At 62.8% G+C, this 13,158-nt stretch carries 11 protein-coding genes; 6 read left to right on the top strand and 5 right to left on the bottom strand.

The window, feature by feature from the left end; all coding sequences use genetic code 11:
• The first annotated feature begins 211 nt into the window (after positions 1–211).
• From BTO02_RS35430 to BTO02_RS23830, 3 genes are all read left to right on the top strand, one after another.
• Positions 212–1,768 carry a methyl-accepting chemotaxis protein gene (locus BTO02_RS35430; protein ID WP_075159677.1) on the top strand — a complete coding sequence of 519 codons (1,557 nt, stop codon included), beginning with the start codon at positions 212–214 and terminating at the stop codon, positions 1,766–1,768.
• Between the two features lie 138 nt (positions 1,769–1,906).
• Entirely contained in the window at positions 1,907–2,857 is a 951-nt protein-coding gene (locus tag BTO02_RS23835) for a DnaJ C-terminal domain-containing protein (RefSeq protein WP_075159676.1), read from the top strand.
• Positions 2,854–3,171: a chaperone modulator CbpM gene (locus tag BTO02_RS23830; RefSeq protein WP_075159675.1), complete on the top strand. Its 318-nt coding sequence runs from the start codon at positions 2,854–2,856 to the stop codon at positions 3,169–3,171. The genes BTO02_RS23835 and BTO02_RS23830 overlap by 4 nt, the downstream gene beginning before the upstream one ends.
• A gap of 67 nt (positions 3,172–3,238) precedes the next feature.
• Here BTO02_RS23830 and BTO02_RS35215 read toward each other — a convergent pair whose 3' ends face one another.
• Together BTO02_RS35215 and phaZ are read right to left on the bottom strand one after the other, a co-directional pair.
• On the bottom strand, positions 3,239–3,502 hold the full coding sequence (locus BTO02_RS35215; protein ID WP_442953504.1) for a hypothetical protein: 264 nt from the start codon (positions 3,500–3,502) through the stop codon (positions 3,239–3,241).
• A 154-nt stretch (positions 3,503–3,656) separates the two neighbouring features.
• Positions 3,657–4,943, bottom strand: a complete 1,287-nt coding sequence (phaZ, locus tag BTO02_RS23820) for a polyhydroxyalkanoate depolymerase (protein WP_075159674.1) — start codon at positions 4,941–4,943, stop codon at positions 3,657–3,659.
• Positions 4,944–5,833: 890 nt separating this feature from the next.
• Between phaZ and BTO02_RS23815 the strand changes: the two genes are divergently transcribed.
• A complete protein-coding gene (locus tag BTO02_RS23815) occupies positions 5,834–6,526 on the top strand; it encodes a phosphoribosyltransferase (RefSeq protein ID WP_075161314.1) in 693 nt (230 codons plus the stop codon).
• 63 nt (positions 6,527–6,589) lie between these two features.
• The gene (locus tag BTO02_RS23810; RefSeq protein WP_075159673.1) at positions 6,590–7,552 is read left to right on the top strand and encodes an acetyltransferase; all 963 of its coding nucleotides are present in this window, start codon (positions 6,590–6,592) and stop codon (positions 7,550–7,552) included.
• Positions 7,553–7,681: 129 nt separating this feature from the next.
• On the opposite strand, the gene BTO02_RS23805 is transcribed toward BTO02_RS23810, so the two are convergent.
• Positions 7,682–10,069 (bottom strand): phosphocholine-specific phospholipase C, encoded by a 2,388-nt coding sequence (locus BTO02_RS23805; RefSeq protein ID WP_075161313.1) that lies wholly within the window; start codon positions 10,067–10,069, stop codon positions 7,682–7,684.
• Positions 10,070–10,597: 528 nt separating this feature from the next.
• Between BTO02_RS23805 and BTO02_RS23800 the strand changes: the two genes are divergently transcribed.
• Complete coding sequence (locus BTO02_RS23800) at positions 10,598–11,530, top strand: MBL fold metallo-hydrolase (protein ID WP_075159672.1); 933 nt, start codon at positions 10,598–10,600, stop codon at positions 11,528–11,530.
• A 44-nt stretch (positions 11,531–11,574) separates the two neighbouring features.
• On the opposite strand, the gene BTO02_RS23795 is transcribed toward BTO02_RS23800, so the two are convergent.
• Together BTO02_RS23795 and BTO02_RS23790 are read right to left on the bottom strand one after the other, a co-directional pair.
• Positions 11,575–12,195, bottom strand: coding sequence for a LysE family translocator (locus BTO02_RS23795; RefSeq protein ID WP_075159671.1), 621 nt, complete (start codon positions 12,193–12,195; stop codon positions 11,575–11,577).
• A 240-nt stretch (positions 12,196–12,435) separates the two neighbouring features.
• Positions 12,436–13,128 carry a biliverdin-producing heme oxygenase gene (locus tag BTO02_RS23790; protein WP_156883961.1) on the bottom strand — a complete coding sequence of 231 codons (693 nt, stop codon included), beginning with the start codon at positions 13,126–13,128 and terminating at the stop codon, positions 12,436–12,438.
• Between the last annotated feature and the right edge of the window lie 30 nt (positions 13,129–13,158).

Genomic DNA, 13,158 nt, shown 5'->3' with positions numbered 1-13,158 from the left:
GCGTCCACGATGGAGAAGTGCGCGCCGCCGCCCGTCGAGCTCATTGCACAAGCCGGCCGCACCGCGGCAATGCAAGGCCGGCCTGTCGCGTTGCCCTTTCTTCCGTGGGCTCGCGGACGACGTAAAAGACGAAGAAGCCAAAGAAAGAGCGACGAGCCGCGCCACTCGCGGCATCGCATCGTCGAAAGATAAAACAAACGGGGAGACTTGCATGCTACGAAATATGAGCATTCGAGCGAGCATTACGCTCGTGATCGCAGTGTTCTTCGCAATTCTTGCGGTGGCGAGCGCGGCCGGTGTCGTCGCACTGAAGCGAAGCAACGATGCGCTACGCGAGATGTACGAGTACGACACAAGCGCACTGGTCAGTCTGAAGTCCAGCGACGAGCTGCTGCAGCATGCGCGTGTGTCGCTCGATAGTTACATGGCCCTCTACGGCGTAGGCGATCCCGAGCCGGAGTTGCTCGCCGCAGCGCGTAACGACCTGGCGGAATCCGATCGCGCTTTCGCCAGTTATCTTGCGCTTCAGGCGCAGAATTCCGAGTCGCTGGCCGCCGCGACGGAGCTGAAACAGAAACGCATGAGCTTCATCAAAGACGCGGTGCTGCCGTCGCTCGGTGCGTTAAACGACATGAATTTCAGTGGCTTCAAGGATTTGCAGGGAAAGAAAACACAAGCCCTGGCGAATGCCTATCAGACAGCGATGACCGCGCGCGCGAATGTGGTAATCGACAGGCAGAAATCGCGCTATGCCGATGCGCAGGCGCGCTTCAGGTTCATGGTGGCCGCGCTCGGGGGCGTGTCGGTGCTCGCGCTCGTCATCGGTCTTCTCGCTCGCGCGATGCTGATCGGCGTCGTCGCACGTCCCGTCGCGCAGTTGGTGACGCATCTGCGGCGCATTGCGTCGGGCGATCTGCGCGCCGACGTCGTGATCGAGCGGCGCAACGAAATGGGGGCGCTGCTCGCCGATCTGAAGACCATGCAGGATGCGCTCGCCGATACGGTGCGAAGCGTGCGGTCGAGCACCGAATCGATCAACGGCGGCGCACAGGAAATCGCCACCGGCAGCGCCGATCTATCGCACCGCACCGAACAGCAGGCAGCCTCGCTCGAGCGGACGGCCGCGAGCATGGAGCAACTGACTTCGACCGTGAAACGCAATGCCGACAATGCCGATCAGGCAAACCGGCAAGCGTTGCGCGCATCCGAGACAGCCGCACTGGGCGGGCAAGTCGTGAGCGACGTGGTGAGGACCATGCAGGGCATCTCAGTGCACTCGTCGAAGATCGCGGAAATCGTCGGTCTGATCGACAGCATCGCATTCCAGACCAACATCCTCGCCTTGAACGCCGCGGTCGAGGCCGCACGGGCCGGCGAACTGGGCCGAGGCTTTGCCGTCGTGGCAAGCGAGGTCCGCAGTCTCGCTCAGCGTAGCGCCAGCGCGGCAAAGGAAATCAAACAGCTGATCGTCGACACGGTCGACAAGATTGCCGAGGGTTCGTCGCTGGCCGACCGGGCGGGCCACACGATGACCGACATTGTGTCGTCCGTGAAGACGGTCAGCGAATACATGACCGAAATCTTCGCGGCGGCTCAAGAGCAAAGCGCGGGCATCGAGGACATCAACCGCGCCGTGATGCAGATGGACTCGACCACGCAGCAGAACGCGGCGCTCGTCGAACAGGCATCGGCGGCGGCCCGTTCGCTCGAAGAACAGGCGGTACTATTGCGCAACGCGGTTGCGGTGTTCAAGCTGGAGTCGGCTTAGGGAGGCAAACCGGCCAACGCGGCGGCTGATGGAGGCGCGGTTCAGTGCTACTGTTATCCGTGTCAAAGCAAACGAGAATTCCTGCTGCATCGCGCCGTCTGACCGCTTCCGTGTACGTCTGCCTGGGGCTTTCTTCAGATGAAATACAAGGACTATTACGCAACCTTGGGCGTCGAGCGTACGGCGGCTCAGGAGGACATCAAGCGCGCATATCGCAAGCTCGCGCGCAAATACCACCCGGACGTCAGTAAGGACGCGGACGCGGAGGATCGCTTCAAGGAATTGGGCGAAGCCTACGAGGTGCTCAAGGATCCGGAAAAGCGTGCCGCCTACGACCGCATGGGCACGCATTGGCACAGCGGCGAGGAGTTTCAGCCGCCCCCGAACTGGGATGAAGGTTTCGAGTTTCGCGGCGCCGGCGACGAGGACGCGACGCACGCGGGTCTCGATGATTTTTTCGAAGCGATGTTCGGCGGTGCGCGAACGGAGCATGCACGGCGCGGATCCTCGCGCGCGATGGGACAGGATCACCATGCGAAGGTGCTCATCGACCTCGAGGACGCCTATCGCGGCGCACAACGGACGATCTCTTTGCAATTGCCGGTCGTCGACGCGCGTGGCCGTGTCTCGCTGCAGTCACGCACATTGAACGTTTCGATTCCCAAAGGGGTGCGGGCCGGACAGCATTTGCGGCTCGCCGGCCAGGGAGGAGCCGCCGTCGGGGCCGGGCCGGCGGGGGACCTCTACCTCGAAATTGCGTTTCGCGAGCATCCGCGCTTTCGCATCGAGGGCGCCGATGTCCTGCTCGACCTGCCGGTGGCGCCGTGGGAAGCGGCGCTTGGCGCACGCGTAACGGTGCCGACACCCGACGGATGGGTCGAAATGAGCGTGCCGAAGGGTTCGGCAGGCGGCACGCGCATGCGACTCAAGGGCAAGGGAATTCCCGGGAATCCGCCCGGGGACATGTACACGATCCTGAATATCGTATTGCCGCCCGCCGACAGCGAGTCGGCTAAAGCGGCTTACGAAACGATGCGCAAAGCGTTCAACTTCGACCCGCGTGCGCGTTTTATGGGTGGCCCATCATGAAAGACTTCGAGACGACCTATATCGCAGGCCAGATTGTCGATGACAACGTTGAGTTCACGCTTGTCGAGCTGAGCCGGGTAAGCGGCGCATCGGAAGAAGAGATCAAGCTTTGGGTGGCTGAGGGCGCTTTTGAGCCGAAGGGCGCTGCGCCGCAGGAATGGCGATTCGGTGGCGCCTGCCTGCAGCGCATGCGCACCGCGTTCCGGCTGGCTCACGACCTTCAGGTGAACGCGCCGGGAATCGCGCTCGCGCTTGATCTGCTCGACGAAATCGAGACGCTGAAGACACGCTCCAAACGTTCGCGCAGCAACTGACCGAGGCGGTATGCCGCCGTTCGACATGGAAAAAGCCACCGTGTTCGAGACGGTCGGCGAACTGACCTCACATCTGACTGCCGTCGATCTCCGGATATTCCTGATCGAGTATTTCAAACACCTGCGCCGCGCGACCATGCAACTCGTGCGCAAGTCGGCGCTGCAGGTGCTCGTCGGAACGCAGCCATGTAAACGCGTTCAATACTTCGGCCGCTGTCGGATGAACGTCGAGAATCTTCACGACGACGTCGTCTTCGAAAGGGCCGATGATTGCCCGGATGTCATTTGCGGTAGCCGGTTGCTCCGCCTGTCCCACCGTTTGGTTACGCACAATATCTTCCTTCACGCAGGTGATCGCGCATCCTGCACGATTGCATGGAAAAAGAGTATGTGCTGCCGGGAGCGCTCGCGTTGACGTGCGTCAATCGGTGCGGAACAGCAACTCTCGGCGGTTGGCGCGAGCATGGCCGTATACACCGGTCGCGTCACGCGGGCATACCGGCCACGGACCGTTTGTCGCGCGCGCTGCGCCACACGCGTTCGGTCTCTTGCCAGAACGCGCACAGTCGAGGATGCACCGTCTCGTGCCAACGCGGCCCCGTGAACAGGTCGTAGTGGTCGCATTGCGCAACGGTGAGGCGATGCCGCGGTGGAGCATCGTCGGCAGCGCACAACGCGTGCGCGCAGTGCGTTTGTCCCGCACCGGTGATGTCGTCCCTGTCGCCTTCGACGGTGCACAGTGCAACGCGTGCGAGCGCTCGTGTTTCGACGGGCCGCGTGGCGATCGTCCACTCACCGCATGCGAGCCGGCGCTCATGAAAAACGACGCGAATGGTATCGAGAAAGTACTGCTCGGTCATATCGAGCACCGCGGCATATTCGTTCAAGGCGCGCAGGGCAGCCTGCGCCTCGCGGGTGTTCCCCGCAAGCCATGCTGACCAGTAACGTGTCTCGAGGCCGATCAGCCGTGCGGGATAGGTAGCGACAATCGCCGCCTGCTGAAGGTAGCCTGGATACACGCGCCGCCCACGGCCCCGGTAAGGCGGCGGCACGGTGTCGATCACGTGCTCGCGGAACCAGCTCAGCGAATGCGACATCGCAAAGCGCTCGACCGCGGTTGGGTTGAGGCCGGCGTCAATCGGGCCGCCCAGCAGCGCAAGGCTCGCCAACGGCGAAGCCGGCTCGCGTGCGAGCAATGCGGCGGCGGCAAGCGCGGGGACGGTCGCCTGGCAGACGGCGATCACGTGCACGCGCGTACCCGGTGAACTCACGAAACGGATAAAACGCTCGGTTGCCAGCACATAGTCGTCAAGCGTCAATGCACCCGCTTCGGCCGGTATATCGCGCGCATCCGTCCAATCGGTGACATAGACTTCGCGATGCGCGAGCAATGCTTCCACCATTTCGCGCAACATCACGGCGTGATGCCCGGCAAGCGGCGCGCACAGAACGACCGGCCAGCTTCCGGACCGCCTCGCTGCGGTGCCGGCTCGCGTGAACTTGCGCAACGCGCCGGCGGGCACCTCGTCTGCGATGGTCTCCTGGACCGGGACCACGCGGCCACTTGCACACACTGAATCGATCGAGAACGACGGCGCCCGGTCGAGCGAGCATGTCGATCGGCACAGCCAGCCGCGTAACGCGGGCAGCGCATCGCCGCCTTTCATCCAACCGGCGAGCGCGTCGCAGCCGTTGTCGCCGCGACCCTGCAATACGCCGTGCGCCATCGCGCGTATCAGACGCCGCTGCGCGTCCAGCATTGCGTACCACATGCCAACCCTCCGAGGTATCGGACGCTGAGGCGCCGCGCCGATATCTGGCCCGCTCGACGCCAGGACCGATACGCTTGCCCGCCGATCCGGCGGCGCCATCGCCATAAGCTGCCGCGCGCTGCCTCGCTTCCAGCGCCACCTGTGCGTCAACTATTGCGTTCGCCGAATGCCGGCTGGACTTCCACGGCAGACGGTCGGATCGCGCTGGTCCCCGCCGTGGACACAGTCTTCGAACTGCGATGCGTCGACACCTATCGACTGCGTACGGCGCGCACGGCGAGCGAGTTTTCACGGATGTTACGCCTGGAACGCCCTTCGCCACTGTTTCTGCCCAATCGGACTGCGCCTCGACGACGCACTGTGATCATGAAGCGCTTGCCCGCTTGCCGCGTGCGCATGCTTCACAGCGACCCTCTCATCGCGTCAAGCCTTTGACAAGCGACAGTAGCTGCGGAATATAGGCGAGCTGCGAAAGTCTTGCGCGGTAGCGCGGATGAATACACGCGACGGACACAAGCACGAATGATCCCGGCAATGTAAGAAAACCGATCAGCAGTAACCGCTTGAACATGCTGCGCCTCGCTACCCGATTCGATCAACGATGATTTCAGCGTAGAGCAGCTCTTGCGGCCGCGCTTGACACGCATCAAGCGTCAGGCGAGCGCGGCCAGCGCAGTATGCGAGTCATGTCGATGCGTGGGCGAAGCTTGACCTGTATCAAGTGCGCGAGGTCGGGCACGGCTACGCTGCATATAAAGGTCGCTGCGTTGAAAGAGCGGGACCGCATCGTCGCGCTGACGATGTATCCACGCGGCCATGCGGTGAAGCTCCCGGTTCTCCGACGAATCGGGCCCAGCGCGCCGCTCGCGACATACAGCAAGGGGCAAGACATGTTCGATGACAGGAAAGACGCGGGCGCACGGCTTGCCAAGGCGCTGCGCGACTATGCCGGACGCACGGATGTCATCGTGCTGGCACTGCCTCGCGGAGGCGTTCCTGTCGGTTATGAAGTAGCGAACGCGTTGCATGTACCGTTCGATATCCTGATCGTCAGAAAGGTCGGAACGCCGGGCAATCCCGAGCTGGCAATGGGAGCGCTCGCGAGCGGCGGTGCGCTCTATGTCAACCGGCAAATCGTAGGCGCGGCGCGTGTCGCTAACGAACAGCTCGCCGAGGCGGTCACACGCGAACAGGCGGAAGTCGCACGTCGCGAGTCGGTCTATCGCGGCGCCTGCCCTGTCTTGCCGGTCGAAGGGCGAACCGCGATCGTCGTGGACGATGGCATCGCAACCGGTTCATCGATGCGGGCGGCCTTGCAGGCGCTGCGCTCGAGGCGGCCTGCACGCGTCATCGTCGCGGTGCCGGTCGCGCCGATCGGGACGCAGCAGGCGTTCGCGGATATCGCGGACGAAACGGTGGTGTTGTTGCAGCCGGGCTGGTTCGATGGCGTCGGCGCGTTGTATCGCGATTTCCGCCAGGTCGACGACACGCAAGTGCGTGCGCTGCTTTGCGCCGCTCGCGAGCAGACGCCGGCCGACCATGCGGCGCCCTCGCACCGGAACGCGGCCGAAGGGCCAGGCTGAAGCGGGAGCAGTTGCCGCGGGTGCGGAACGCGTCGACAAGAACCGTGTGTCAAGACATAGGCCATGACGCAATTCGATGTATTCAACGGCGACGCCGACGGTCTCTTCGCCCTTCATCAGTTGAGGCTTGCGACGCCGCGCGCAGCGATGCTCGTTACCGGCACCAAGGAAGACGTCGAACTGCTTGCACGCGTTCCGGCACGATCCGGCGACCGCGCGACAGTGCTCGATATCTCACTCGACACGAATCGCGCCGCATTGCAGACGCTGCTCGGGCGCGGTGTCGAAGTCGAATACTTCGATCATCATTTCGCGGGTGAAATACCGCGGCATGCGCGGCTTGCCGCGCACATCGATCCATCTGCGGACATATGCACGAGCCTGATCGTCGATCGTCATCTGGGCGGGCGTTACCGGTGTTGGGCCGTGGCGGCCGCATACGGCGACAATCTGGCCGCAGCGGCGCATCGCAGCGCCGCGGCGTGCGGACTCGACGCCGAGCGCGAGCAACGGTTAGGCGCGCTCGGCCAGGCGGTGAACTACAACGCGTACGGCGACTGTATCGACGATCTGATCGTTTCGCCGGAGACGCTCTACCGAATATTGCAACCGTATGCGGACCCGTTCGACTTCCTCGAAGGTGAGGCGCTCGTGCGGCAGATCGAAGCGGCACGCGCCACCGATCTTTCGTTCGCGTGGCGTGAGCCGCCATTGCACGTGCGGTCTGATGGCGACGTTTACGTGCTGCCAGAGCACCGGTGGGCGAGACGCGTGCGCGGTGAATTTGCCAATGCGCTGGCGAGCGCCGCCCCATCCCGAGCGCACGCGGTCTTGAGTCCGCGTCGGTCCGGCGATTACGCGGTCAGCGTGCGCGCACCGCTAGCACGGCCTGGAAACGCGGACCGGCTGTGCCGCCGCTTCGGCGGTAATGGCCGTCCCAGGGCAGCCGGCGTCACGAGCCTCGCACGCGAGCGGCTCGACGAATTCATCAGCGCGTTCTATGACGACTTCAAGACGTCGAAATAGCGCTTGAATGAGGCCGCCGCGCGCGCGTCGGTCAGGTTCGTATCCTGGCTCGTCGATGCGCGCGAGTGATGAGCGGGTTGCGCGCAGAGGCACCGAGCTCACGCGAGGTGCCTCCAGGCCATGCTTCGATCAGAAGAGGTCGATCATCCCCATCGCAGGATCGGTCACCGAGTGGCGGCCCGTCTCGATACGCCCGGCGATGCGACGAAAGAAACTGCTGTCCGTACTGCTGGTGATCTCGAAGTCATACCAGAAGCCGGTCTGGGAAAGGTTCCAGAAGAGCGCGACCGGAAGCGCGCCGATCGTGCTGACCGTCCAGGTATGACCGGAGTCGAAGCGATCATTCCGCGAGAACGGCGCCGGGGCTGGCCATGCGCCGAAACCCGGCACAGGGAATCCACCGAAGCCCGAAGGACCTTGGCCAAAGATCGCGTTCGGCAGACCCGGGAAAGCCTGCAGCGCGCCGTACACTTTGTTGGACTTCACCGTGAACTGCGCGAGGCCGGCGCCTTGGTTGCGCAGCTGCAGGTGCAGATTGCCCGTCAGGGAACCGTATCCCACGCGCACTTCGAGATTGGCGGCCCGGTGTCCCTTCAGTGCGGTAAGGTCGCCCTTGAATTCGCGATGGTAGCCGTTCGGCCCGAGCACCCACAGGTCGTACTTGCCAAGGTCTGCGGACGCCGGCACCCACACGTCGTCGAGCGTCTTGCCGGGCTCGACTGCGTAACGCTTCGGCAAGCGGTCCAGGTGCAACTTGTCATAGACGTGGAATACAGCACCTTGCCGACCCGTATTCGCGAACAGTAGTTTGACGGTGCCGGCGGTCGCGTCCACATGCGCGCTGGTGTTCAGCTCGTAGGGCAGCGCACGCGACGGGCGGAAGCCGCTCGCCTGCTTCGGCATGGCGCGGCTGGCGTCCGGCACGATCTGGCCGAGCGCCTGCTGCGAGGCACGCAACGCATCGGCGTCCGCCTTGGTTTTCTCGCCCGCGATGGTCGGCAGCGGCTCGTTGTTCGGCGTTGCGAAGTTGAAGGCCGAAGTCAGGTCGCCGTTGATGAGCCGGCGGTACGGCGAGATGTTGCTTTCCTTGATGCCGAAGCGCGCTTCGAGGAAGCGCAGCACCGACGTGTGATCGAACGTCTGCGAATTGACCCAGCCGCCGCGGCTCCACGGCGAGATCACCCACAGCGGCACGCGCGGACCCGGGCCATACGGCTTGCCGTCCGGTCCACTCGGCTGACTGTCGGGGATCGCGCCCGTGTCGGCGCGTGTCACGTACGGATGGGTGAAGTATTCGACGCCGAGCTCGGCGCCGTTCAGCGTGGTCTTTCCGGCGTACGTGCCATCGCCGTTCGGCGACGGCACGGCGGCTGGGGGCACATGGTCGAAGAAGCCGTCATTCTCGTCGAAGTTGACGAGCAGGACGGTCTTGCTCCACACCTCGGGCACCGCAGTCAACGCATCGAGAAATTGCTGGACGAACCAGGCGCCCTGCACCGGGCTCGAGGGCCCCGGGTGCTCGGAGTAGACGTCGGTCGGAACGATCCACGAAACTTCGGGCAGACGGCCGTTCTTCACATCATCGGCAAACGCCTCGACAAAGGTGCCGTTGGTGTTGGGATCGGTATCGGTGGTCGGCATGGTGTTCGCATAGCCCTTGATCAGCGGCTGCGCAACGGCATCTGTCGGATCGAAGACCGGCTCGGCGGCCTGGCTCAGCGACGTGTTGACCTGGCGCGCCTGCGGCAGCGCCTCGTTGGCCTGACGGTACTGCCTGAAGCCGAGCAGCGCATTGCAGCCGTAGGTGTTCTTGATGTTCTGATACACCTTCCAGGTCACGCCGGCTTCTTCCAGGCGCTCGGCCGTGGTCTTCCAGTCGAAGTAGGCGGACGCCGACGTGGTGACGGAGAAGTCGCCGCTGAAGTTGTTCACGAAGGTCTTGCCGTACGCCGGACCATTCGTGCCGGTGTAATGGAGAATGCGATTCGGGTGCGTGCCGCCGAGGAACGCGCAGTGATAGTCGTCGCAGAGGGTGAACGCTTCGGCCAGCGCGCGCTGGAACGGGATTTCAGCCGTGTCGAAATAGCCCATCGTCTGGTTCTTCTTGGACACGGGCCAGGCCGCCATGCGGCCGCCATCCCACGCGTTCTGCGTGTCGACCCAGCTATGCGGCGTGCCGGCCACACGCTGTGCATTGCCCTTGGTCTCGTCCAGATGGTAAGGCAGATCCACATTGCCGTTGGCATCGATCTGCTGCCACACGTTACGACCGTCCGGCAGCGGAATCGTGAAGCGATCGCCATAGCCTCGCACACCTTTATAGGTGCCGAAATAATGGTCGAATGCGCGGTTTTCCATCATCAGGATCACGACGTGCTTGACGTCCCTGATCGTGCCGCTCTCGTGATGCGCCGGAATCGCGAGCGCACGACGGATGCTGGGCGGAAATACGCTGAGTGCGGCTGCCGACAGGCCGGCCGTGGCGGTACTCTGGAGAAATTTGCGGCGGGAGTTCACGGTGCAGGTGCTCCTTCTTGTCAGGGTGATCTTCGAAGCCTTCGATAGCGTTCCCTGCAGCCGATCGCCCGGCGTATCCGCATGGCTTGTCACGATCGGTCGGCATGCACCGTTCGCGCTCCCTGCTCGATGTCGCCCGTCACGACGGCTGCCTGCCGAGACCCCGCTCGTGGAAGCTCAAGGATGTTTTTTGCACGCCCGTAACCTGTTTGTGCGGTCGTTATCAGGATCGGACGACTGACAAATATAGGGATCGACAATGACGATACGGTGTCGATGCTCGAGATATCTGTCGTGGGGCATCGATGGTTGGCGTGGCTCACGATTGACCGTTCGTCGCCGATTGTTGCCGTTCGGACAACATGCTGGACGCGTTCGCGATGCTTCTGGCGTCGGCGTCCGCTGACTAAGATTTGTCACGGCGTCGGTCGAGACGCGAGCCAAACGAAGCACGCGAAATTTCATAGTCGCGCTCGTGAAACCGCGCCGCCCGGTGCGGCCTACTCCCACATGACAGGACTATTGAAGATGAGCAAAGCAATCCGCAATGTGCAACCGGTTACCGCCAGGCTTGGCAAGGAAGGTGCCGGCGAATTCATACCCTCCCGCTACGCCGTGCGTGTCGGTGACGTCGACGTCGTGCTGATCAGCGATGGCATTCTGCCGTTACCGACCTCCACCATGTCCACGAACGTCAGCGAAGCGGAACGCAACGAATGGTTCGATAGCCGTTTTCTGCAGCGCGACATGTTCGACTGGGCGCTGAATATTGCACTCGTGCGCAGCGGCGAGCGTTTGATCCTGATCGACTCGGGCGTAGGCGACGGTTTCGAATACTTCACGCGCGCCGGTCGGTCGGTGATGCGCCTGGAATCGGCTGGCATCGACCTGGCTGCCATCACTGACATCGTCATTACACATATGCACATGGACCATGTCGGCGGCCTGAACGTCGACGGCGTCAAGGCGAGGTTGCGCCCGGACGTACGCATTCACGTATCGCGCGCGGAAGTGGAATTCTGGAAAAAGCCGGACTTCAGCAAGACGGTGATGCCGGAAACGGTTCCTCCCGCGCTGCGCAAGGCCGCTGCGAAGTTCGTGGAGCTCTACAGTCACAACATCGTGCAGTTCGATCGCACCGTGGAAATCGCACCGGGCGTGTCGGCGCGCGTGACGGGTGGACACACGCCGGGCCACTGCGTGGTGGACGTCGCATCGAAAGGCGAGAAGCTGACGTTCGTGGGCGACGCGATTTTCGAAGTCGGCTTCGACAATCCCAAGTGGCAAAACGGCTTTGAGCACGATCCCGAAACGGCGGTGGATGTGCGTCTCGCGCTGCTCGACGAAGCCGCTGAAACCGGCGCTCTGCTAGCCGCGGCGCACATTGCGTTCCCGTCCATTGGTCACATTGCAAAGAACGGTGATGGCTTCCGCTTCGTGCCGGTGCCGTGGGACTACTGATTAATGCTCGGCCTTCGACCTTCGTCGGATATCGGACTCGTAAATCAAAATAGTCCGAACGCAAGACTCACGCTCAGAATGATGAGTAATGCGCCCATTACGGCATCGATGGGTCGCTGCAGCGTTCGGTAAATGCGTTGCACCCTGAATGACGAAAACAGAAACGCGATAGTCAGAAACCAGGCGCCGACAACCACCGCGACAATTGCGAGCGTCGTTCCGTGGATCCACGCCGGTGCCCCCAACGGCAGGAACGTTCCAAACAGGCTTCCGTAAAATGCCGCGCATTTCGGATTCGTCAATCCCACCACCAGGCCCTTGCGAAGCGATTTGACTGTATCTTCCTCTTTCTCACGAGTTGCCCCCATCTCGCCAGGGCGGCGCAGACTGATCAACATTCGCGCACCGAGAAAAAACAGGTAAGCAGCGCCGGCGATGCGCACGCCCTGATACAACCAGTCAATCTGCGAGACGAGCACCCCTACGCCGAACACTGCCAGAATTCCCCAAAGAATATGGGAGCAGGCAATTCCGCACGCTACTGCGATCGCCGCCCGGCGCGTCGCGAGTGCGTGAGCGCTGACGGCCAGGAAGTCCGGACCGGGACTAATGCAAAATAGCAACACCACGCCGGTGATTGTCAATAACTCAGGCAGGTAAATCATCGTCTCGCTCCATATAGATTCGGCGATTCGCGCAACACGCTGCCTGTGTGTATTCCGCTTGCGACAGAAAGTGTGCGTCGGCGCAACGCCCGGTCGTCGGCCGGTTTTTCAATCGTGTTATTGGCACGAAGATATTTCGCCGGCGTCGGTATCACGATGCGCATGGAACATCGCTGCATCTTTGCTTCGACGACGAAGGCCGACGCGTAGACAGGCAAAGATGAATCTAGAGGTTGAGACTTAGCGGGGAATTACGGACTTGAACAAGCCTGACATGTCCCCATGCGAGTGCCCTTCAACGCCCCGCGCAGAAGTGCTTCCTGCGTGTAGACGAGAGACCAGCGCGATCAGTCGATCGAACGCATCGACGGCGCCGGCACAGGCGTCCTCGATCTGCCCTTCATGCTGCACTTCGCTGCGCATCGCCTGCACGAAGTGGCGCCAGCGCGGTCCGGCGGGCATATCGCGCTGCGCGAGATAGTGCAGCGGATGAGGCGCCAACGCTTCGTGCAAGCGTCGATATAGCACCGCGCCGCCGAGCTGCGAACCTTCGATCACGTAACCGACGCCCCAGCGATACGCAGCGCTTCGTTCGCTGCGCGGCCACTCGGTGACATTACCCGCAGCATCGGTGCACGCCGATGCGGGCGTCGCCGGATCGGCGAGATCCGCGTCGATGATTCCTGCTCGAGTGACGGGCTGCAGCACCGATGCCCGCTGCGGACCGTCGCTAAAGCCTGCTAACCACGATTCGATCGGCGCGAGCCACCCTTTCAACAACAACAGATGATCGCGATAGTCGGCGAGCGTCGGCTGTTCTTTCGATAACGGCATGGCCCGATCGAGCACGCCATGCCGCGCACCCGTGGCGGAACGCAGCGCCTCGAGCACATCGGGATAGTCGTCGGCCATTCTTGCAGGTAAGACGCTCATGCAGTGCGCAAGCAGAGTGGGAAATGCGGC

Origin of the sequence: Paraburkholderia sp. SOS3, from assembly GCF_001922345.1 — a bacterium.
GTDB lineage: Bacteria > Pseudomonadota > Gammaproteobacteria > Burkholderiales > Burkholderiaceae > Paraburkholderia.
The sequence above is the reverse complement of the archived record's forward strand: the minus strand, read 5'-3'. Positions and strand labels throughout refer to the sequence as shown.